The 22863-nt window shown below is 58.6% G+C and carries 19 protein-coding genes and 1 pseudogene; 16 read left to right on the top strand and 4 right to left on the bottom strand.

Annotated features, from left to right (window positions below; all coding sequences use genetic code 11):
* Positions 1–2: 2 nt before the first annotated feature.
* From FQ185_RS24710 to FQ185_RS24720, 3 genes are all read left to right on the top strand, one after another.
* The gene (locus FQ185_RS24710) at positions 3–2705 is read left to right on the top strand and encodes a [protein-PII] uridylyltransferase (protein WP_149419703.1); all 2703 of its coding nucleotides are present in this window, start codon (positions 3–5) and stop codon (positions 2703–2705) included.
* Positions 2706–2857: 152 nt separating this feature from the next.
* Positions 2858–4060 (top strand): succinyldiaminopimelate transaminase, encoded by a 1203-nt coding sequence (dapC, locus tag FQ185_RS24715; RefSeq protein WP_149419704.1) that lies wholly within the window; start codon positions 2858–2860, stop codon positions 4058–4060.
* 177 nt (positions 4061–4237) lie between these two features.
* Positions 4238–4993: a M12 family metallopeptidase gene (locus tag FQ185_RS24720; RefSeq protein ID WP_149419705.1), complete on the top strand. Its 756-nt coding sequence runs from the start codon at positions 4238–4240 to the stop codon at positions 4991–4993.
* A gap of 174 nt (positions 4994–5167) precedes the next feature.
* Here the strand turns inward: FQ185_RS24720 and FQ185_RS24725 are convergent.
* A pseudogene (locus tag FQ185_RS24725) lies at positions 5168–5455 on the bottom strand (Na+/H+ antiporter); the annotation flags it as partial.
* Between the two features lie 106 nt (positions 5456–5561).
* Between FQ185_RS24725 and FQ185_RS24730 the strand changes: the two are divergent.
* Complete coding sequence (locus FQ185_RS24730) at positions 5562–6290, top strand: M12 family metallopeptidase (RefSeq protein ID WP_149419706.1); 729 nt, start codon at positions 5562–5564, stop codon at positions 6288–6290.
* A gap of 30 nt (positions 6291–6320) precedes the next feature.
* On the opposite strand, the gene FQ185_RS24735 is transcribed toward FQ185_RS24730, so the two are convergent.
* Positions 6321–7952: a Na+/H+ antiporter gene (locus FQ185_RS24735; RefSeq protein WP_149419707.1), complete on the bottom strand. Its 1632-nt coding sequence runs from the start codon at positions 7950–7952 to the stop codon at positions 6321–6323.
* A gap of 206 nt (positions 7953–8158) precedes the next feature.
* Here FQ185_RS24735 and FQ185_RS24740 point away from each other — a divergent pair, with 206 nt between their 5' ends.
* The 4 genes from FQ185_RS24740 (at position 8159) to FQ185_RS24755 (ending at position 11331) form a co-directional block, all read left to right on the top strand.
* Positions 8159–8521 (top strand): ArsC family reductase, encoded by a 363-nt coding sequence (locus tag FQ185_RS24740; protein ID WP_149419708.1) that lies wholly within the window; start codon positions 8159–8161, stop codon positions 8519–8521.
* Between the two features lie 32 nt (positions 8522–8553).
* Positions 8554–9588, top strand: coding sequence for a 2,3,4,5-tetrahydropyridine-2,6-dicarboxylate N-succinyltransferase (dapD, locus tag FQ185_RS24745; protein ID WP_149419709.1), 1035 nt, complete (start codon positions 8554–8556; stop codon positions 9586–9588).
* 136 nt (positions 9589–9724) lie between these two features.
* A complete protein-coding gene (locus tag FQ185_RS24750; protein ID WP_149419710.1) occupies positions 9725–10930 on the top strand; it encodes an aminotransferase class V-fold PLP-dependent enzyme in 1206 nt (401 codons plus the stop codon).
* A complete protein-coding gene (locus FQ185_RS24755) occupies positions 10927–11331 on the top strand; it encodes a SufE family protein (protein WP_149419711.1) in 405 nt (134 codons plus the stop codon). Before FQ185_RS24750 ends, FQ185_RS24755 begins: the two co-directional genes overlap by 4 nt.
* A 33-nt stretch (positions 11332–11364) precedes the next feature.
* On the opposite strand, the gene tcdA is transcribed toward FQ185_RS24755, so the two are convergent.
* On the bottom strand, positions 11365–12180 hold the full coding sequence (gene tcdA / locus FQ185_RS24760) for a tRNA cyclic N6-threonylcarbamoyladenosine(37) synthase TcdA (RefSeq protein ID WP_149419712.1): 816 nt from the start codon (positions 12178–12180) through the stop codon (positions 11365–11367).
* A gap of 222 nt (positions 12181–12402) precedes the next feature.
* On the opposite strand from tcdA, the gene FQ185_RS24765 reads away from it, so the two are divergent.
* From FQ185_RS24765 to FQ185_RS24780, 4 genes are all read left to right on the top strand, one after another.
* Positions 12403–14994: a glycosyltransferase gene (locus FQ185_RS24765; protein ID WP_149419713.1), complete on the top strand. Its 2592-nt coding sequence runs from the start codon at positions 12403–12405 to the stop codon at positions 14992–14994.
* A 223-nt stretch (positions 14995–15217) separates the two neighbouring features.
* Positions 15218–16369 carry a succinyl-diaminopimelate desuccinylase gene (dapE, locus tag FQ185_RS24770; RefSeq protein WP_149419714.1) on the top strand — a complete coding sequence of 384 codons (1152 nt, stop codon included), beginning with the start codon at positions 15218–15220 and terminating at the stop codon, positions 16367–16369.
* The gene (locus FQ185_RS24775; RefSeq protein ID WP_149419715.1) at positions 16369–17178 is read left to right on the top strand and encodes a putative RNA methyltransferase; all 810 of its coding nucleotides are present in this window, start codon (positions 16369–16371) and stop codon (positions 17176–17178) included. Before dapE ends, FQ185_RS24775 begins: the two co-directional genes overlap by 1 nt.
* Positions 17179–17261: 83 nt before the next feature.
* Entirely contained in the window at positions 17262–17639 is a 378-nt protein-coding gene (locus FQ185_RS24780; RefSeq protein ID WP_149419716.1) for a hypothetical protein, read from the top strand.
* Between the two features lie 135 nt (positions 17640–17774).
* On the opposite strand, the gene FQ185_RS24785 is transcribed toward FQ185_RS24780, so the two are convergent.
* Positions 17775–17984 (bottom strand): cold-shock protein, encoded by a 210-nt coding sequence (locus FQ185_RS24785; RefSeq protein ID WP_149419717.1) that lies wholly within the window; start codon positions 17982–17984, stop codon positions 17775–17777.
* Positions 17985–18148: 164 nt separating this feature from the next.
* Here FQ185_RS24785 and plsB point away from each other — a divergent pair, with 164 nt between their 5' ends.
* The 4 genes from plsB (at position 18149) to FQ185_RS24805 (ending at position 22719) form a co-directional block, all read left to right on the top strand.
* Positions 18149–20650, top strand: coding sequence for a glycerol-3-phosphate 1-O-acyltransferase PlsB (plsB, locus tag FQ185_RS24790; protein ID WP_149419718.1), 2502 nt, complete (start codon positions 18149–18151; stop codon positions 20648–20650).
* 116 nt (positions 20651–20766) lie between these two features.
* Entirely contained in the window at positions 20767–21165 is a 399-nt protein-coding gene (locus tag FQ185_RS24795) for a YbaY family lipoprotein (protein ID WP_149419719.1), read from the top strand.
* 27 nt (positions 21166–21192) lie between these two features.
* Positions 21193–21882 carry a DUF4197 domain-containing protein gene (locus FQ185_RS24800; RefSeq protein WP_149419720.1) on the top strand — a complete coding sequence of 230 codons (690 nt, stop codon included), beginning with the start codon at positions 21193–21195 and terminating at the stop codon, positions 21880–21882.
* 459 nt (positions 21883–22341) lie between these two features.
* Positions 22342–22719, top strand: coding sequence for a DUF6124 family protein (locus FQ185_RS24805; protein ID WP_149419721.1), 378 nt, complete (start codon positions 22342–22344; stop codon positions 22717–22719).
* Positions 22720–22863: the final 144 nt, after the last annotated feature.

The following is a 22863-nucleotide window of genomic DNA, read 5'->3' on the forward strand; positions in this document are numbered from 1 at the left end:
CGATGCCGCAGGTGGATCCCGAACTCTTCGACCGCGGCCAGTTCCAGGCTGAACTGGCCCTGAAGGCAAGCCCGATCGCGGCCTTCAAGAAGGCGATTCGCCAAGCCCGCGAGGTGCTCGACGGGCGCTTTCGCAGTGGCCGGGAGATTCGCCGACTGATCGAGGACCGCGCCTGGTTCGTCGATAACATCCTGCAAAAGGCCTGGGAGCAGTTCAACTGGAGTGAAGATGCCGACATCGCGCTGGTCGCGGTCGGCGGCTACGGTCGCGGCGAGTTGCATCCGTATTCCGACATTGATCTGCTGATCCTGCTGGACAGCGCCGATCACGAAATTTTCCGCGATTCCATCGAGCGTTTTCTGACGCTGTTGTGGGACATCGGTCTGGAAGTCGGTCAGAGCGTTCGCTCCGTGGACGAATGCGCCGTTGAGGCCCGCGCCGACCTGACGGTCGTCACCAACCTGATGGAAAGCCGCACCATTTGCGGCCCCGAGCGCTTGCGCCAACGCATGCTGGATGTCACCAGCACTGCGCACATGTGGCCGAGCAAGGATTTTTTCCTGGCCAAACGTGCCGAGCAAAAGGCCCGTCACCACAAGTACAACGACACCGAATACAACCTGGAACCCAACGTCAAAGGCTCGCCCGGTGGCCTACGGGACATTCAGACAATTCTCTGGGTGGCCCGTCGCGAGTACGGCACCCTGAACCTGCGGGCCCTGGCCGGCGAAGGCTTTCTGGTAGAGAGCGAAAACGCCCTGCTGGCCTCGTCCCAGGAATTTCTGTGGAAGGTTCGCTACGCCCTGCACATGCTCGCCGGCCGCTCCGAAGACCGCTTGCTGTTTGATCACCAGCGCACCATTGCCGGGCTGCTGGGCTTCAAAGGCGATGACGCCAAGCAGGCCATCGAAAACTTCATGCAGCAGTATTACCGGGTGGTCATGAGCATTGCGCAGCTCAGCGACCTGATCATCCAGCACTTCGAAGAAGTCATTCTTGCGCCTGAAGACGAAGCGCCACCGCAGCCGATCAACTCTCGCTTCCAGCTGCACGACGGTTATATCGAGGCACGTAACGACAACGTATTCCGTCGCACGCCGTTCGCCATGCTCGAGATCTTCGTGCTGATGGCCCAGCAGCCGGAGATCAAAGGCGTGCGCGCCGATACGATTCGCCTGCTGCGAGAAAACCGCCACCTGATCGACGACGACTTCCGCAACGATATTCGAAACACCAGCCTGTTTATCGAACTGTTCAAGTGCAAGATCGGCATCCACCGCAACCTGCGCCGGATGAATCGTTACGGCATACTCGGGCGCTACTTGCCGGAATTCGGCTTTATCGTTGGCCAGATGCAGCACGACCTGTTTCACATCTATACGGTCGATGCTCACACCCTGAATCTGATCAAACACCTGCGTAAGTTGCAGTACACCCAGGTGTCGGAAAAATTCCCGCTGGCCAGCAAGCTCATGGGCAAATTGCCCAAGCCCGAGCTGATCTACCTGGCCGGGCTGTACCACGACATCGGCAAGGGCCGGCATGGCGATCACTCGGAAATCGGCGCGGTCGATGCCGAGGCTTTTTGTCAGCGCCACCAACTACCGATCTGGGACAGCCGCCTGATCGTCTGGCTGGTGCAGAACCACCTGGTGATGTCGACCACCGCCCAGCGCAAGGACTTGTCCGACCCGCAGGTGATCCACGATTTCGCGCAGATCGTCGGCGACGAAACCCATCTCGATTATCTGTACGTGCTGACGGTCGCCGACATCAATGCCACCAACCCGACGCTGTGGAATTCCTGGCGCGCCAGCCTGTTGCGTCAGCTCTACACCGAGACTAAACGCGCCTTGCGCCGCGGTCTGGAAAACCCGGTTGATCGCGAAGAACAGATCCGCCAGACCCAAAGCGCCGCATTGGACATCCTGGTGCGCGGCGGTACCGATCCGGACGACGTCGAACAGCTGTGGGCGCAATTGGGCGATGACTACTTCCTGCGTCACACCGCCGGCGACGTGGCCTGGCACAGTGACGCAATCCTGCAGCAGCCGGCTGATGGCGGGCCGCTGGTGTTGATCAAGGAAACCACTCAGCGGGAATTCGAGGGCGGCACGCAGATCTTCATCTACGCGCCGGACCAACACGACTTCTTCGCGGTGACCGTGGCGGCGATGGACCAGCTCAACCTGAACATTCACGACGCCCGGGTCATCACGTCCAGCAGCCAGTTCACCCTCGACACCTACATCGTGCTCGACACCGATGGCGACTCGATTGGTGACAATCCGGCGCGGGTCAAACAGATTCGCGAAGGCCTGACCGAAGCACTGCGCAACCCGGACGACTACCCGACGATCATTCAGCGTCGGGTGCCGCGCCAGCTCAAGCATTTTGCGTTTGCGCCACAGGTGACCATCCACAACGACGCCCAGCGTCCGGTGACGGTGCTGGAGCTCAGCGCCCCCGACCGCCCTGGCCTGCTGGCACGCATCGGCACGATCTTTCTGGAGTTCGACTTGTCGCTGCAGAACGCCAAGATCGCTACCCTCGGCGAGCGCGTGGAAGACGTGTTCTTCATCACCGACGCGAACAACCAGCCGTTGTCCGACCCGTTGCTGTGCACCCGTTTGCAGGATGCGATCGTCGAACAGTTGAGCGTCAGCCAAGAACCCGGGATTGCGTTGTCGCGACTGAGTATATGAATCAACAAATTTCCCCCTGTGGGAACACGCTTGTGTGGGAGCTGGCTTGCCTGCGATAGCATCACCTCGGTGCATCTGACTCACCGAGGCGCCTGTATCGCGGGCAAGCCCGGCTCCCACAAAGGCTTGCCCCCACATTAAAAGAGGCCCCCATGAATAACGCTCTGAACCAGTTGCAGCCCTACCCGTTCGAGAAGCTCCGCGCCCTGCTCGGCAGCGTCACGCCAAACCCGGACAAACGCGCCATCGCGCTGTCCATCGGCGAGCCAAAACACCGTTCGCCAAGCTTCGTCGCCGAGGCCCTGGCGAGCAATCTGGATCAGATGGCCGTTTATCCGACCACCCTCGGCATCCCGGCCCTGCGTGAAGCCATTGCCGCATGGTGCGAACGCCGCTTCAGCGTCCCGAACGGCTGGCTCGACCCGGCGCGCAACGTGCTGCCGGTCAACGGCACCCGCGAAGCGCTGTTCGCCTTCACCCAGACCGTGGTCAACCGCGGCGACGACGCATTGGTGGTCAGCCCGAATCCGTTCTATCAGATTTACGAAGGCGCGGCGTTCCTTGCCGGGGCCAAGCCGCATTACCTGCCATGCCTGGATGAAAACGGCTTCAACCCGGATTTCGATGCCGTATCTCCAGACATCTGGAAACGCTGCCAGATCCTCTTCCTGTGCTCGCCAGGTAACCCGACCGGCGCCTTGATCCCGGTTGAAACGCTGAAGAAACTGATCGCCTTGGCCGACGAATACGACTTTGTGATCGCCGCGGACGAGTGCTACAGCGAACTGTACTTCGACGAACAAACCCCACCGGCCGGCCTGCTCAGCGCCTGCATAGAACTGGGCCGCAAAGACTTCAAGCGCTGCGTGGTGTTCCACAGCCTGTCCAAGCGCTCCAATCTGCCGGGCTTGCGTTCGGGCTTCGTGGCCGGTGATGGCGACATTCTCAAAGGCTTCCTGCTCTATCGCACTTACCACGGCTGCGCAATGCCGGTTCAAACGCAACTGGCCAGCGTTGCCGCGTGGAATGACGAAGTGCATGTACGCGCTAACCGTGCGTTGTATCGCGAGAAGTATGACGCGGTACTGGAGATTCTAAGCCCGGTCATGGATGTGCAGCGCCCGGATGGTGGTTTCTATTTGTGGCCGAACGTTGAAGGCGATGACGAGGCGTTCTGCCGCGATCTCTTTGTTGAAGAACATGTGACCGTTGTGCCGGGCTCTTATCTGTCCCGTGAAGTTGATGGTTTCAATCCGGGTGCAGGTCGCGTACGTATGGCTCTTGTGGCTCCGCTGGCTGAGTGCGTTGAGGCGGCCGAACGAATTCGTAATTTCATAATAACGCGCAACAAATAATAATGATCACGCCTGCACCGTGCAATGCGGTGCGGGCACTTAAAATAACCCACACTAAATACTTAACCCGCTAACACGCCGAACTACCGCAACAACTAGAACAACGAAGCAACTAGACAACGCCAGACTATTTAAATAATTTCAAGGTCCATTAATTGATTGGACACTGACGCAACCATGAACACATTTACATATTGCAAAAGCCTCCATCCCACTAACGCTATCGATTCTTATAACGCTGCAATCAGTGAGCGACCAAGCAATGGCACAATTAGCAGTGGGAGCAGGAAAAAGCGTAGCGTCGGCGATCACACCAAATTCTGGACTCCTGGAAGAACTCTGAAAATCCTCGTCTTCCAATACGACGAACATACATTTGAAATCGTAAAAAAAGGCGCTTTGAAGTGGCTACCGTACATCAGTCTAAAGTTCGAGTTTTTAGAAATGGACGAGCAGGACATTTATAGTTCCGAGGAGTTCCTGGGCGACATTCGAGTTAATTTTCAGCCGTCGTTCGCCAGCGGCGGAGGCTCAAGTATCGGCACAGATGCACTGACAGGCTGCCCTCACGACGCATCAATGCAACTGGGAACCAACTTTTCCTCGCCCCACTACGAGGGGATGGTCATTCACGAATTTGGGCACGCGCTAGGCCTGAACCACGAGCATCAACATCCCGATGCCAACATTCCTTGGGATCGAGAAAAAACATATCTTTATTATCAGAATGTAATGGGCTTTACCAAGCAAGAAGTTGATTTCAATGTCCTGCCGTTAGAGCGTGTTCCAGGTCGAACCTACACACCGTACGACAGACAGTCAGTCATGCACTATAACGTGCGCAATGAACTCACCATTGGCGACTGGCAACAAACTGCAAGCATGCAAATTAGCGAAGGTGACATCGCGATGATGAAAAAGGCTTATCCATAAAGCCCCAACTCATGAACTCAACACACATGGACGTCTTGTTCATGAACAACACATTTTCTTGCCTTGTTAAAAGCCAGTAGACATTAATGTTTCAACTTTCATGGCTAGCATTTGTCCACACCCCGACACAGCGAGTGCTTGAGCCACGAATGTACAGCCAGACAATGTATTCGCTTATTTGACCTGGCTCAGGTTGGCCTCACTCAAATCCAACTCCCCCAACACCTCCCGCAGCACGTCACCACCAATCTGGTGATGACGGCTGTGGCTGTATAACTCCAGGCGCTGTGCCCGCAGTGCCTTTAAGCGCAGGCGTCGCTCCAGCAAGTCCATCTGAAACGCCATTGCCTGAGCCTCCGTCGAATCGTTGAACACCTCCTGTTGATGACGATACCCGGACATGATCCGCGCCTTGAGTTCTGCCGCCAGTGCCGCCTGGGCAGCGTCCTGTGGATTGACCTCCCCTCGCAACAGCAACTAATAAATAGCAGCTTTACGTCATAACGCACACACAACTAACCTCCACGTCGAATACTACTTTATTTAAAGTTCCGACAAGGAGAGCAGAATGCCTTACTTGCACCCGTGCAAAACTATCAATAGCTTTGATGAACAAGCCTCTTATGAAGCTGCCATCCGCGAAAACTCTGACAATGGAACTACCACTTCGACAGGAGGCAGAAAAAAACGTGGCGTTGCGACTCATACCAAATTCTGGGCGAGTCATAGAACACTCAAAATTGCGTTTCTTGATCCGCCCTCCGATGCACATCGTCAAGCCGCATTAGAAGCCATCAAGCAATGGCAGTCGTCCATCAACCTGACATTGGAATTCGCTAATAACGCTGAAGGCGATATTCGAATCAGCATGGAGGCGCCCCTGAATTATTCGGCTATCGGTACCGATGCCACCCTGCGCGGCCCCGGCGAGAACACAATGAACATCGGCACCGAACTGACCCACCCAGGATTCGAAGGTGCCGTGCTGCACGAGTTCGGCCATGCACTTGGGATGGAACATGAACACCAACATCCCAAAGCCGACATTCCATGGAATAAGCCTGCGGTATATCACTTTTACTTGACGGCTTATAACTGGTCTAAAGAAGAAGTCGATCACAACCTGTTCAGAAAACTTGAAACGACAAACACTCGAATCACTCCTTACGACCCAACATCAATCATGCATTATTCGATTCCAAATGAATTAACTATAGGCGACTGGTCCGTAGGAAAGAACAAAACCATTAGCAAGAATGACCGCCGACTAATGCGCAGAGCTTATCCCAAGGCGTAACGACAACGTTAAGCGAGACATGACCAACGGCTACTTCACCGCTCCCAAGTTGGCCTCACTCAAATCCAACTCACCCAACACTTCCCGCAACACGTCATCACCAATCTGGTGATGACGGCTCAGGTTATACAACTCCAGGCGCTGCGCTCGCAGCGCCTTCAAGCGCAGGCGCCGCTCCAGCAGGTCCATCTGAAACGCCAGTGCCTGGGCCTCCGCCGAGTCATTGAATACCTCCAGTTGCTGGCGATACTCGGACATAATCCGCGCCTTGAGTTCTGCAGCCAGCGCGGACTGAGCGGCGTCCTGGGGATTGACCTCTTCTATTTCGAGCGCATGAATGGCCGCCTCGGCCGTCTTGCGCCAGGTATCGCGCACTTCATTGCGTCGTTTGTCATCGGGACTTTTCTCGATGCCCCGCAGCAACAGCGGCAAAGCAATACACGCGGCAATCAACGACAACAGAATCACCCCGGCGGCGATGAAGATCAGCAGATCCCGTTCGGGAAATGCGTCGCTGCCCATCAGCAGCGGCACCGACAGTACGCCCGCCAGCGTTACCGCGCCGCGCACCCCGCCGACGGTCAGTAGCCAGCAGGAACGCGCGGTCGGGACTTGGGTCATCTCACCCTTGCCGCGCCAGCGCCGTAACACAATGGACAGGCGCCAGATGCTCTGCACCCAGACAAACCGCAACACCAGCAGCACCAGGAATATCAAAATCACATCCAGACAGCGATAAAGCAGCGTTGGCCACAATGAGGTTTCGTGGCTCGCCACGGCTTTGATGATGTCCGGCAGTTGCAGGCCCAGCAGCAGGAAGATCAAGCCATTGAAGGCGAATTCCAGCAAGGACCAGACGCTGCGATTGAGCAAGCGAGTGTTGGTCTGACGCGGCAGCAGATCAAGCCAGCTCTGCATCATCCCCGCCGCCACCGCCGACAGAATGCCCGAGGCGCCCACTCGCTCAGCCAGTACGTAGGCGGCAAACGGCAGCAGCAACATGAACACCACGTGAGTCGCCGGGTCATCCCAGCCGCGAGCAATCATCCACGAACGCAGGCGCCCTACCAGCCAACTCAACGCAACACCGACGGCCAGGCCTCCAACCGCGACCAACACGAACGTCACACTGGCGTTGGCCAGCGAGAACACGCCGGTCAACGCCGCGACCAAAGCAAATTTGAACGTCACCAGACCTGAGGCATCGTTCATCAACGCCTCCCCCTGAAGCATGTGCATCAAGGGTGTCGGCAAACGGTTCCGGGAAATTGCCGACACCGCCACGGCATCCGTCGGCGACAACACCGCCGCCAGCGCAAAGGCCACGGGTAGCGGGATGCTCGGCAACAACCAGTGAATGAAATACCCGGCGCCCACCACGGTGAACAGCACCAGCCCCACCGCCAGTGTCAGGATCGGCCCGCGCAAGCGCCACAGTTCACGCTTGGGCATGCGCCAGCCATCGGAAAACAGCAGCGGCGGCAGAAACAGGAAAAGGAACAGCTCGGGGTCCAGCGCCACATGCAACCCCAGCGTCGGCCAAGCCAATAGCGCGCCGGCGCCAATTTGCACCAGCGGCAAGGGCAAGGGGATCATTCGTCCGATCAGGCGTGAAACGCCGACCAGCATCAGCATAATCAGGACGGTGTAGGCAGTTTGCATAAACGCGGTTTCCAGACAATCGACAGCATTGAAGTGCCATATTAGCCGCTTAGACTGCCGGCTGGCCGTTACACCAATGTCGCACACCGCAAACACCGCTCCCACAGGTTTTGCGATGGCATATCAACCACGACCGACTCGAAACCGTCCGGTCATGGCATAATCCTTCACCTTTTTTTTCCAGCACCTGCAAAGGGGGCAATTCCTTGACCGTTTCAAGCAAAACGTTGCACCTTTTCGGCATCAAAGCCTGCGACACCATGAAAAAGGCGCGCACCTGGCTCGATGAACACGCTGTCAGCTATGACTTTCATGATTACAAAGCGGTCGGCATCGACCGTGAACACCTGACCCAATGGTGCAACGAGCACGGCTGGCAAGTGGTGTTGAACCGTGCAGGCACGACCTTTCGCAAGCTCGACGACGAACGCAAAGCCGATCTCGACCAGCCGAAAGCCATCGAACTGATGCTCGCGCAACCCTCGATGATCAAGCGCCCGGTGCTCGATCTCGGTGGCCGAACCCTGATTGGCTTCAAGCCAGATATCTACGCGGCAGCTCTCAAGTAAGCAGCCCGTTCCAATTTGTTAGAGGTATCAACATGTCCACTACCCTGTTCAGCCTGGCCTTTGGTGTCGGCACTCAAAATCGTCAAGGCGCATGGCTGGAAGTGTTTTACGCGCAGCCTTTGCTCAACCCGTCGGCCGAACTGGTCGCTGCCTTTGCTCCGGTTCTGGGCTACACCGACGGCAATCAGGCCATCGCGTTTACCACTGCCCAGGCGTCCCAATTGGCCGAAGCGCTGAAAAGCGTCGACGCGGCCCAGGCTGCATTGCTGACCCGTCTGGCCGAAAGCCATAAGCCGCTGGTCGCGACCATTCTCGCCGAAGACGCTCAGCTGTCCTCCACGCCTGAGGCTTACCTCAAGCTGCACCTGTTGTCCCATCGTCTGGTCAAGCCGCATGGCCTGAACCTGGCCGGGATTTTCCCACTGCTGCCGAACGTGGCCTGGACCAGCCAGGGTGCGATCGATCTGGCCGAACTGGCCGAGCATCAACTCGAAGCCCGTCTGCGTGGCGAGCTGCTGGAAGTGTTCTCGGTGGACAAGTTCCCGAAAATGACCGACTACGTGGTACCGGCCGGCGTGCGTATCGCTGACGCGGCACGTATTCGTCTGGGCGCTTACGTCGGCGAAGGCACCACCGTGATGCACGAAGGTTTCGTCAACTTCAACGCCGGCACTGAAGGCCCGGGCATGATTGAAGGTCGTGTGTCGGCTGGCGTGTTCGTCGGCAAGGGTTCGGATCTGGGCGGCGGTTGCTCGACCATGGGCACCCTGTCGGGCGGCGGCAACATCGTGATTAAGGTCGGAGAAGGCTGCCTTATCGGCGCCAACGCCGGGATCGGTATCCCGTTGGGCGACCGCAACACGGTTGAATCGGGTCTGTACGTGACCGCTGGCACCAAAGTGGCGCTGCTGGATGAGCACAACAAGCTGGTCAAAGTCGTCAAGGCCCGGGAACTGGCCGGCCAACCAGACCTGCTGTTCCGCCGCAATTCGGAAACCGGTGCCGTGGAATGCAAAACCCACAAATCGGCCATCGAACTGAACGAAGCGCTGCACGCTCACAACTAAGCAGAGCGTCAAACGATCACCTGTAGGAGCAGAGCTTGCTCGCGAAGGGCTCTTGAGGCCGCCAAAAGCTTCGCGGGCAAGCCTCGCTCCTACAAGGTCAGGCGTACACCCGCCCATGTCACCAGGGCCGAACAACATGATGATTCCTTCACCCTGGCGCGCCGACTTCCCGGCCATCGCCGCACTGCAACGGCAAGACCAGACGTATCTGGACAACGCCGCCACCACACAAAAACCTCAAGCCCTGCTGGATGCCCTGGCGCATTACTACGCCAATGGCGCGGCCAACGTGCATCGGGCGCAACACTTGCCCGGCGCCCATGCCACCCAGGCGTTCGAGGACAGTCGCAGCAAAGTCGCGCAATGGCTCAACGCCGGCGAATGCGGGCAGATCATCTTTACCCATGGTGCAACGTCTGCGCTGAACCTCCTGGCTTATGGCCTGGAACATCTTTTCAATCCGGGCGATGAGATTGTCATCAGCGCCCTGGAGCATCACGCCAACCTGTTGCCATGGCAGCAACTGGCTCACCGTCGCGAGCTGAAACTGGTGATCCTGCCGCTGGACGCTGACGGTTTGATTGACCTTGAAGTGGCCGCGCAACTGATCGGTCCACGTACCCGCCTTTTGGCGGTCAGTCAGTTGTCCAACGTGCTCGGTGCCTGGCAACCGGTGTCTGCGCTGTTGGAGATGGCCAGGGCGCATAACGCGCTGACGGTGGTTGATGGCGCCCAAGGCGTGGTTCATGGCCGGCATGACGTGCAGGCCCTGGGTTGCGACTTTTATATATTTTCCAGCCACAAGCTCTACGGTCCCGATGGCTTGGGCGTGCTGTTCGGGCGCAATGAAGCGCTCAAGCAACTGCGTCCGTGGCAGTTCGGCGGTGAAATGGTGCTGGACGCCAACTACCACGACGCACGCTTTCGCCCCGCTCCATTGGGTTTCGAGGCGGGAACACCGCCGATTGCCAGTGTGATCGGCTTGGGGGCGACTCTGGATTATCTTGCGGGACTGGATCAGGACGCCGTGTCTGCCCACGAAGCGGCGCTGCATGACTATCTGCTCAAGGGCCTGGAGGCACGTAACGGCATCCGTCTGCTGGGCAAACCGCAACTGGCGTTGGCCAGTTTTGTCGTCGAGGGTGTGCATAACTCTGATCTGGCCCATTTGCTGACGGAACAGGGAATCGCGGTGCGCGCCGGTCATCACTGTGCCATGCCGTTGCTCAAAAGCTTCGAACTGGCCGGGGCGATTCGGGTTTCGCTGGCGCTGTACAACGATTCCGAAGACCTGGAGCGGTTCTTTGACGCGTTGGATCAGGCATTGGAGTTATTGCGATGAGCTTGCCCGCGGATGCCATCACGGCACTGGAAGCCTTTCAGAATGCGCCTGGCTGGGAGCAACGGGCACGTCTGTTGATGCAGTGGGGCGACCGTCTGCCCGTGTTGAGCGATGTGGATAAGCTCGACGCCAACCGGGTACATGGCTGTGAAAGCCAGGTGTGGCTGGTGGGCGAATTGCACGACGGGCACTGGCAGTTTGCCGCAAGCAGCGATGCGCGGTTGATTCGCGGGTTGGTGGCGTTGTTGCTGGCGCGGGTTAACGGGTTGTCGGCGGCTGAGTTGCAACGGGTGGATTTACCGGAGTGGTTCAATCAGCTTGGACTGAGCCGTCAGCTCTCCCAGTCGCGCAGCAACGGCCTCAACGCCGTGTTACAGCGGATGCGTGAGTTAGCTGACTGATCGTTCCCGCGCTCTGCGTGGGAACGATCAGCGTCAGGCAGGCTTGATCTTGTCGGCTGGTCGCCGTACCCCGGCCACAATCTTATCCACAGCCTTGGTCGCCGCGACCATGCCAAACGTCGCCGTCACCATCATCACCGCGCCAAATCCCCCCGCGCAGTCGAGCTTCACACCATCACCGACAAAACTCTTCTGCAAGCAAATGCTGCCATCCGGTTTCGGGTAACGCAGCTGCTCGGTGGAAAACACGCAAGGCACGCTGTAATGGCGGGTCACGGTGCGGGAGAAGTTGTAATCGCGGCGCAATGTGGAGCGCACTTTCGAGGCTAATGGATCATTGAAGGTCCGGTTCAAATCGCAAACCTGAATCAGCGTCGGGTCGATCTGCCCGCCCGCCCCGCCGGTGGTAATGATCTGGATCTTGCGGCGTTTGCACCAGGCGATCAGCGCCGCTTTCGCGTTGACGCTGTCGATGCAGTCAATCACGCAGTCGATATTTGGCGTGATGTACTCGGCCATGGTCTCGCGGGTGACGAAATCCGCCACCGCGTGCACGGTGCAGTCCGGGTTGATCCCGCGCAGGCGCTCGGCCATCACGTCTACCTTGGGTTTGCCGACGGTGCTGTCCAGCGCGTGCAACTGACGGTTGGCGTTGCTGACGCAAACGTCGTCCAGGTCGAACAGCGAAATCTCGCCCACGCCACAACGGGCGACGGCTTCTGCCGCCCAGGAACCGACGCCACCGACGCCGACGATCACCACGTGGGCCGCGCGCAAACGCTCCAGGCCGTCGATGCCATACAAACGGGCGATGCCTGCAAACCGCGGATCTTCTGTACTCATGACCATTACCCCAAAAACCGGCGCGCATTATAGGGCCACAGTGCGAGAACTTTTAACCTTCCAGCGACAAGTGAAAGAACTTATGTGAAACCAGAGTGCCCAATGTCGGGCATTTCCCTGTTCGCTGTACGGTCAGAGAACCTCCAGTGTAGGATGCGCGCCCCTGCCCCCTGGCAGCCAGCCGCAAACCGTTCCTTCGTTCCACAGCCTTTGGAACCCGAAAAAGCTATGTCATCGCGTAAATTTGGACTCAACCTGGTCGTGGTGCTCGCCATCGCAGCCTTGTTTACCGGCTTCTGGGCGCTGATCAATCGCCCGGTCACCGCCCCCAACTGGCCTGAACAGATCTCCGGCTTTTCGTACTCGCCGTTCCAGCAAGGGCAGTACCCGCAAAAAGAGCAATACCCGACCGACGATGAAATGCGTCGCGATCTGGAGATCATGAGCAAGCTGACGGACAACATCCGTACTTACTCGGTCGACGGCACCTTGGGCGATATTCCCAAGCTCGCCGAAGAGTTCGGTTTGCGCGTGACACTGGGTATCTGGATCAGCCCGGACCTTGAGCGCAACGAGCGTGAAATCCTGCGCGCCATCGACCTGGCCAACTCCTCCCGCAGTGTGGTTCGCGTGGTGGTGGGTAACGAGGCGATCTTCCGCAAGGAAATCAACGCCGAACAATTGAGCGTGATCCTTGATCGCGTCCGCGCGGCCGTCAAAGTGCCGGTGACCACCTCCGAGCAATGGCACGTCTGGGAAGAAAACCCGAGCCTGGCCAAGCACGTCGACCTGATCGCCGCTCACGTGCTGCCGTACTGGGAACATGTGCCGATGGAGCAGTCCGGACAGTTCGTACTCGACCGCGCCCGCGACCTGAAAAAAATGTTCCCGAAAAAGCCGCTGCTGCTGTCGGAAGTCGGCTGGCCGAGCAACGGTCGCATGCGCGGTGGCGCCGACGCGTCACCGGCAGACCAGGCGATTTACCTGCGTACACTGGTCAACAAGCTCAATCGCCAGGGTTTCAACTACTTCGTGATCGAAGCGTTTGACCAGCCGTGGAAGGCCAGTGACGAAGGTTCCGTGGGCGCTTACTGGGGCGTGTTCAACGCCGCTCGCCAGCAGAAATTCAACTTCGAAGGGCCGGTCGTCGCCATTCCGCAATGGCGCGTGCTGGCTGTCGGTTCGGTAGTGTTGGCCCTGCTGTCGCTGACTCTGCTGATGATCGACGGCTCGGCGCTGCGTCAACGCGGTCGTACCTTCCTGACCTTCATCGCATTCCTCTGCGGCTCGGTGCTGGTGTGGATCGGTTACGACTACAGCCTGCAATACAGCACCTGGTTCAGCCTGACAGTGGGCTTCTTGCTTGCCCTCGGTGCACTCGGCGTCTTTATTGTTTTGCTGACCGAGGCCCACGAACTGGCCGAAGCGGTCTGGACTCACAAGCGTCGGCGCGAATTCCTGCCAGTGGTGGGCGATTCGGACTACCGACCGAAAGTCTCGATTCACGTACCTTGCTACAACGAGCCACCGGAGATGGTCAAACAGACCCTCAACGCCTTGGCCAACCTCGACTATCCGGACTTCGAAGTCCTGATCATCGACAACAACACCAAAGACCCGGCCGTTTGGGAACCGGTGCAGGCCTATTGCGAAACCCTGGGCCCGCGCTTCAAGTTCTTCCACGTCGCGCCATTGGCCGGCTTCAAGGGCGGCGCGCTGAATTATCTGATTCCGCACACTGCCAAAGATGCCGAAGTGATTGCGGTGATCGACTCGGACTACTGCGTCGACCCGAACTGGCTCAAGCACATGGTGCCGCACTTCGCCGACCCGAAAATCGCTGTGGTGCAGTCACCGCAGGATTACCGCGACCAGAACGAAAGCACCTTCAAGAAGCTCTGCTACGCGGAATACAAAGGCTTCTTCCACATCGGCATGGTCACCCGCAATGACCGTGACGCGATCATCCAGCATGGCACCATGACCATGACCCGGCGCTCGGTGCTCGAGGAACTGGGCTGGGCTGACTGGTGCATCTGTGAAGACGCCGAGCTGGGTCTGCGGGTATTTGAAAAAGGCCTGTCGGCGGCGTACTACCACACGAGTTACGGCAAAGGCCTGATGCCCGATACCTTTATCGACTTCAAGAAACAGCGTTTCCGCTGGGCCTATGGCGCGATTCAGATCATCAAGCGTCACACCACCAGCCTGTTGCGCGGCAAGGGCACCGAGCTGACCCGTGGCCAGCGTTACCACTTCCTCGCGGGCTGGTTGCCGTGGGTCGCGGACGGCATGAACATCTTCTTTACCGTCGGCGCGCTGTTGTGGTCGGCGGCGATGATCATCGTGCCGCAACGGGTCGATCCGCCGTTGCTGATTTTCGCGATCCCGCCATTGGCGCTGTTCGTGTTCAAGGTGGGCAAGATCATCTTCCTCTACCGTCGCGCAGTCGGGGTCAACCTCAAGGATGCATTCTGCGCAGCACTGGCCGGGTTGGCGTTGTCGCACACCATCGCCAAAGCGGTGCTGTACGGTTTCTTCACCAGCAGCATTCCGTTCTTCCGCACTCCGAAAAACGCCGATAACCACGGCTTCTGGGTGGCGATTTCGGAGGCTCGCGAAGAGGTGTTCATCATGCTGCTGTTGTGGGGTGCGGCGCTGGGGATCTTCCTGGTGAACGGCATGCCGAGCAACGACATGCGCTTCTGGGTGACGATGTTGCTGGTGCAGTCGCTGCCGTACCTGGCGGCGCTGATCATGGCGTTCTTGTCTTCGCTGCCCAAACCTTCCGTCAAGGTCGAACCGGCACCGGCGGTCTAAAACGTTCCAGATGCACTAAACGGCGGCCAACGGCCGCCGTTTTGCTTTAAGATAACCGCCATTTTGCAGGGCTTGGCGTGAATCCATCCCTGTGGGAGCGAGCCTGCTCGCGATGGCAATGTATCAATCACAGTTTATGTTGACTGCCACACCGCCATCGCCAGCAGGCTGGCTCCCACATTTAGTTAGTCCGCGCCCATATTCAAGTTTTCCGGAGTATTCCATGACGGCCCACGCCGACCTTTCGCCGACCCTTCAACTCGCCATCGACCTGATCCGTCGTCCGTCCGTGACCCCGGTCGACGCCGATTGCCAGAAGCAGATGATGCAGCGCCTGGGCGATGCCGGTTTTGCGCTTGAGCCAATGCGCATCGAAGATGTGGATAACTTCTGGGCCACCCACGGTAAACACGAAGGCCCGGTGCTGTGCTTTGCCGGTCACACCGACGTGGTGCCGACCGGTCCGGTAACAGCCTGGCAGATCGATCCGTTCGACGCTGTGATCGACGAACACGGCATGCTGTGCGGCCGTGGCGCGGCAGACATGAAAGGCAGCCTGGCAGCGATGACCGTGGCAGCCGAGCGTTTTGTCGCCGACTACCCGGATCACAAGGGTTCGGTAGCCTTCCTGATCACCAGCGACGAAGAAGGCCCGGCGCATCATGGCACCAAGGCTGTGATCGAACGCCTCGCCGCTCGCAAGGAACGTCTGGACTGGTGCATCGTCGGCGAACCGTCGAGCACCACTCTGGTGGGCGACGTGGTCAAAAACGGCCGTCGCGGCTCCCTCGGCGCCAAACTGACCGTGCGCGGGGTACAGGGTCATGTGGCGTATCCGCACCTGGCTAAAAACCCGATCCACCTTGCCGCCCCGGCATTGGCCGAACTGGCCGCCGAGCATTGGGACCATGGCAACGATTTCTTCCCGCCGACCAGTTTCCAGATCTCCAACGTGAACTCCGGCACCGGCGCGACCAACGTGATCCCGGGTGATTTGGTGGCGGTGTTCAACTTCCGCTTCTCCACCGAATCCACCGTCGAAGGCCTGCAGAAACGCGTCGCTGATATCCTCGACAAGCATGGCCTGGACTGGCATATCGACTGGGCGCTGTCCGGCCTGCCGTTTCTCACCGAGCCGGGCGCTCTGCTCGACGCGGTATCTGCGAGCATCAAAGACATCACCGGTCGCGAAACGAAAGCATCCACCAGCGGCGGCACGTCCGATGGGCGCTTCATCGCGACCATGGGCACTCAGGTCGTGGAACTGGGCCCGGTCAACGCAACGATCCATCAGGTCAACGAGCGCGTGCTGGCCAGCGACCTCGATGTGCTGACCGAAATCTACTACCAGACCCTGATCAAGTTGCTCGCCTGATGCTGGCCTGCCCGATCTGCAGTGAACCGCTGAACGCAGTGGACAACGGCGTAGCCTGCCCCGCCGGGCACCGTTTCGACCGTGCGCGTCAGGGTTACCTGAACCTGTTGCCGGTGCAGCACAAGAACAGCCGCGACCCTGGGGATAACCTGGCGATGGTCGAGGCCCGCCGCGACTTTTTGAACGCCGGCCATTACGCGCCAGTGGCCAAGCGTCTGGCGGAACTGGCCGCGCAATACGCGCCGCAGCGCTGGCTGGACATCGGTTGTGGCGAGGGTTACTACACCGCGCAAATCGCCGAGGCCTTGCCGAACGCCGACGGTTACGCGCTGGATATTTCCCGGGAAGCCGTTAAACGCGCCTGCAAACGCAACCCGCAACTGACCTGGTTGATCGCCAGCATGGCACGGGTGCCGTTGGCCTCGGGCAGCTGCCAGTTTCTCGCCAGCGTCTTCAGTCCACTGGACTGGGAAGAAGCCAAACGTCTGCTCAGCCGCGGTGGCGGCCTGATGAAAGTCGGACCGACCAGCGGCCATCTGATGGAATTGCGCGAGCGTCTGTACGACGAAGTGCGTGAATACACCGACGACAAGCATCTGGCCTTGATGCCTGAAGGCATGACGCTGCAGCACAGCGAAACCCTGGAATTCAAACTGACGCTGGAAAAGGGTCAGGACCGGGCGAACCTATTGGCCATGACACCCCACGGCTGGCGCGCCAGTGCCGAACGCCGGGCGGCAGTCATCGAACAGGTCGAGCCGTTCGGGGTCACTGTTTCAATGCGCTACGATTACTTCGTACTTCAATAAACTATAAATTTTTGGCCTTGAGCAACGGCTTGAGGCCGGCTAAATCCGCGAATGGATTTTTCAGACCCGCAGTGAGGACATCCATGCGCCAACCCGATATCGAGATTTACCTGAAAGACGCCGACGTCGACTACAAGGCCGTCGCGGCCTGGCTCGGCACTGCTTTGGGCCCGTGCACCGACTGGGTCCAGAAAGGCCAGACCTACAAGTGCAAGGCCGGCAACGTGTCGGTCACCTGGTTGCCGAAAGCCGTGGGCAAATGGAACAGCCTGTTCCTGGACAGCGACCAGACCCCGTGGGACGACGACATCGCCTGCGCCCGCGCAGCGTTTACCGCGCTGAACGTTGAAGTGCGTTGTGCACCGGGTAGCTGGGTCGAGGAAGAAGGTGAAGAAACGGCGGATCGCTGGATGCGCATCAGCGCGGACGGTGAAGAAGAAATCACCTGGAAAACTGTCTAAAAACTGTACACAAAACCTGTGGGAGCGAGCTTGCTCGCGATGAGGCCCTTTCAGTCAACATGAATGTTGAATGTCAGTCAGCTATCGCGAGCAAGCTCGCTCCCACAGTGGTTTTGGGTGATCTGAAGAGCGGATTTACAAACCGACTACGTCTTCAGCCTGCAAACCCTTCTCGCCGGTCACCACGCCGTATTCCACCTGCTGCCCCTCAGCCAGGGAACGATGCCCCTCGCCGCGAATCGCGCGGTAGTGCACGAACACGTCCATCCCGTCCTCGCGCTGAATAAAGCCATAACCCTTGGCATCGTTGAACCACTTCACACTGCCGGTTTCGCGCGTAGCCATGTCAGTACCCCCTTGTTTTTATTTTGAACGGCCGAGTATATGACAGTCGTCAAAACTCTCAACTCAACTTTACTTAGCTGCTTTTTTGCCGATTTTCGGCGAATACGGCACACTATCGGCCGCCCAAGCGATTGCTTGGTTTTGTTCACTCATGCAGAAGCCGTATGACCCGTTCCCCGTTCCGCCGTCTTGTGTTTGGCACCCTGCGCCGACTGCTCTACCTCTGGGTTCGCTCGGAGACGATCAACCAGTCGTCGTTCACCCTCAACCTCGACCGCAGTCGTCCGGTGTTCTACGTCCTGCAAAATCCTTCGCTGACCGACCTCGCCGTGGTCGATACCGAATGCAGCAAGGCTGGCCTGCCGCGCCCGGTGTTGCCAGTATCGGTAGGTACGCTGGTGGAGCCCGCCGCGTTCTTTTATCTGACGCCGGAGCCCGATTGGCTCGGCCGTCAGGATAAGCGTGGTGCACCGCCGACCTTGACTCGCCTGGTCAGTGCCCTGAGCCAGAGCGCAGCCGAAGACGCACAGATCATTCCGGTCAGCGTGTTCTGGGGTCAGTCACCGGACAGCGAATCGAGCCCGTGGAAACTGCTCTTCGCCGACAGCTGGGCGGTCACCGGGCGCTTGCGCCGGTTGCTGAGCATCATTGTGCTGGGACGCAAAACCCGCGTTCAGTTCTCCGCGCCGATCCATTTGCGCGAACTGATCGACCACAACAAGGGCCACGAGCGCACCGTGCGCATGGCCCAACGAATTTTGCGGGTGCACTTTCGCAACCTGAAAGCGGCGGTGATCGGTCCGGACATTTCCCACCGTCGCAACCTGGTCAAAGGCCTGCTGAATCAGCCGCTGGTCAAGCAAGCGATCCTCGACGAAGCCGAGCGCGAGAACATCTCTCCAGAGAAAGCCAAAGCCCAGGCCCTGCGCTATGGCAACGAGATCGCCTCCGACTACACCTACACCGCGATCCGTTTTCTGGAAGTGGTGCTGAGCTGGTTCTGGAACAAGATCTACGACGGGATCAAGGTCAACCACATCGAAGGCGTGCAGAAGGTCGCTCAGGGTCACGAAGTGATTTACGTGCCGTGCCATCGCAGCCACATCGACTACCTGCTGCTGTCCTATTTGCTGTTTCGCAATGGCCTGACCCCGCCGCACATCGCCGCAGGGATCAACCTCAACATGCCGGTCATCGGCAGCCTGCTGCGCCGTGGCGGCGCGTTCTTCATGCGCCGCACCTTCAAGGGCAACCCGCTCTACACCTCGGTGTTCAACGAATACCTGCACACCCTGTTTACCAAAGGCTTCCCGGTGGAGTACTTCGTCGAGGGTGGCCGTTCGCGCACCGGGCGCATGCTGCAACCGAAAACCGGCATGCTGGCGATCACCCTGCGCAGCTTCCTGCGCTCGTCGCGGATGCCGATCGTCTTCATCCCGGTCTACATCGGTTATGAACGCGTGCTGGAAGGCCGGACCTACCTCGGCGAACTGCGTGGCGCGACCAAGAAGAAAGAATCGATCTTCGATATTTTCAAGGTCATCGGCGCCCTCAAGCAGCGCTTCGGCCAAGTGGCGGTGAACTTCGGCGAGCCGATCAAACTGGCGGAGTTCCTCGACAGCGAGCAGCCAGACTGGCGTCAACAGGAACTCGGCCCGCAGTTCAAACCGGCCTGGCTCAACGAAACCACCAACCGCCTCGGCGAAAAAGTCGCGCAGCATCTGAACGAAGCGGCGGCGATCAACCCGGTCAACCTCGTGGCACTGGCACTGCTGTCCACCAGCCGTCTCGCGCTGGATGATCGTGCGATGGCACGCGTGCTCGATCTGTATCTGGCGCTGTTGCGCAAGGTCCCGTATTCGCCGCACACCACCCTGCCGGAAGGTGACGGGCGGGCGTTGATCGAGCATGTGAAGGACATGGACCTGCTGTCCGAACAAAGCGACGCCTTGGGCAAGATTCTGTATCTGGACGAGCAGAACGCCGTCCTGATGACCTACTACCGCAACAACGTGCTGCACATCTTCGCGCTGCCAGCGTTGCTGGCGAGTTTCTTCCAGAGCGCGTCACGCATGAGCCGTGAGCAGATACTGCGCTACACCCGCGCGCTCTATCCGTACTTGCAATCGGAGTTGTTCATTCGTTGGTCGATGGACGAACTGGATGCCGTGATCGATCAGTGGCTGGAAGCGTTCGTCGAGCAAGGTCTGCTGCGTTTCGAGAGCGATGTTTACCTGCGTCCGGCACCGAGCTCGCGGCATTTCGTGCTGCTGACGCTGCTGTCGAAAAGCATCGCCCAGACCCTGCAACGCTTCTACATGACTGTGTCCCTGTTGCTCAACAGCGGCCAGAACAGCATCAGCGCCGAAGAGCTAGAAGACCTCTGCACGGTCATGGCCCAACGCCTGTCGATCTTGCATGGCCTGAACGCCCCGGAATTCTTCGACAAGAGCCTGTTCCGCCACTTCATCCAGACCATGCTGGATCTGGACGTGCTCAAGCGCGACGAAGCCGGCAAGCTGAGCTACCACGAACTGCTTGGCGAATTGGCCGAAGGCGCGGCGAAACGGGTATTGCCGGCGGAGATTCGTTTGTCGATTCGTCAGGTGGCGTTGCATCGCAGTGAAGATGCGGACGATCAGGTCGTCAAACAGCCCGAGGCCTGATGACATCCCTGTGGGAGTGAGCCTGCTCGCGAATGCGGTTTAACATTCAACATTTCAGTTGCCTGGCACACCGCTTTCGCGAGCACGCTCACTCCCACATCAATTGGAGATCTGCGATGAAAAAACTCTCTTTATTGGCCATGACCACCCTGCTGGGCGCCTGTCAGTCGATGCAACCCGCCGCTAAAACCTCCCTCGACGGCGAAGTCTTCTACCTGCAACGCATCGCCCTGCCGCCGAGCGCCACATTGAGCGTCAGCCTGCAGGACGTGTCCCTCGCCGACGCGCCCGCCGTGATCCTTGACGAACACAAAGGCCCGGTCAAAGGTCAGGTGCCGCTACCCTTTCATCTGAGTTACGATCCAACGCAGGTCAAACCGGGCCATCGTTATTCGGTCAGTGCACGAATCGAAGTGAATGGCGAACTGATGTTCATCACCACCGAACATCACGCCGTGCGGCTGGATGGCAGCGATCCGCAGCCACTGAAAATCCGCGTCGACGCCGTCCGCTAATTTCCTCTTTCGAACAAGGAAGCAGCCATGCTCCGCCCTACCCTTCGCTTCGCCGGCCTGTTCGCAGGCTTGATGATCTCTGCCAGCGCCACGGCCCTGTCCCTCAGTGACCTGTCACAAAAGGACGCCACCGGCGGGCTCAAGGATGCCCTGACCCAAGGCGCGCAACTGGCTGTGAAACAACTCGGCACGCCGGGTGGCTTCAGCAATAACCCGGACGTGAAAATCGAACTGCCGGGCAAACTGGGCAAAGTCGCCAGCAAAATGAAAGCCTTCGGCATGGGTAGCCAGGTTGATCAATTGGAAACCAGCATGAACAAAGCGGCTGAAACTGCTGTGACGCAGGCCCAGCCGATCCTCGTTGATGCGGTGAAGAACATGAGCGTGGAAGATGCCAAGGGAATTCTCAGCGGCGGCAAGGACTCGGCCACTCAGTACCTGAGCAAAACCAGCCGCGAACAGATCCGCGTCAAGTTCCTGCCAATCGTCAAGCAAGCCACCGACCAGGTGGGCTTGGCCAAGCAGTACAACTCGTTCGCCGGGCAAGCCGCGACGATGGGTGTGGTGGATGGGAAGAATGCCAGCATTGAGAGCTACGTCACCGAGCAGGCGCTGAATGGTTTGTTCGAGATGATTGGCAAGCAGGAAGAAACCATCCGCCAGAATCCTGCGGCGGCAGCGACCAGTCTGGCGAAGAAGGTGTTTGGTACGTTGTAATTTTTGAGTGACTGAAAACCACAAAAAGCCCGCTGACCTTTATAGGTTCAGCGGGCTTTTTCGTTTCGTCGGAACGCCGCCCGGGGCAGCCAGTTCCCACATTTTGCCGGGTTGGTCTGAGAAATACTGTGAACGTCCTACAGTGGTTGCTGTTCTGGAGGAGGATTCCGACAGGTTCTATCGGTTGTCGTGTTGGAAGTCGGGAGGATAGGCTTTGGGTGTCGCTGAAAATCAGCGACCGGGCGTCGCGGCCTGAATTAGCTTACTTGGTGCATAATCACCCGCCTCAACCGACCATCCTTCAGTGTTTGTCGTTTGGTCATATGGTGGCTGTGCGCGGGATACCTTCGGGTATGCCGGGTTTCCAAGTAGCTCGGTCCGCGAACCTGCGTACAGCTGCCACCCTCCATCGCATCGCGGCGATCAGTGGCGGCTCCAATACTTACTTGGAGCTTCACCATGTTCAAAGAAACCCCGAATCCCCCCGAAACCGACGACGTTTCCCCCTACGAATCCGTCGATTCAAAAAAACTCAACGAAGCCGCCGAACGTGCCCTCGACTTCCACTTCCCGTCGATTGCCGACATCAAAGCCGCACCGCGCACGCCCAGCTCCCTGTTTTCCGTGGACCCAGAGGCGACTACCGAAACCTTGGTGGTTTTTTTGGTCGAGACCCTGGCCTCGGTCGATGTGATGGTCCATCAGTTGGTGGATCATCTAGAGGGTGGGTCGCGCTATGCCCTGTTGGGCATTTCAAACAGCATCATGGTGGCGGAGATCACCGCGAACCGGGTGCTGGATAACATCGACGTGCTAAAACCTTCGCCACACCGCTGATCCTGTGGGAGCGAGCTTGAACTGGCCTAATAATTCCGGACACCTCTTAAGGGCGATATGATTTCGCCAATTTGGAGGTTCCATGAAAGAAAGAAGAGTCTTTTCCCGCGAGTTCAAACATCGTGCAGCCAGCATGGTGATTGA

The organism is Pseudomonas sp. ANT_H12B (assembly GCF_008369325.1).
GTDB lineage: Bacteria > Pseudomonadota > Gammaproteobacteria > Pseudomonadales > Pseudomonadaceae > Aquipseudomonas.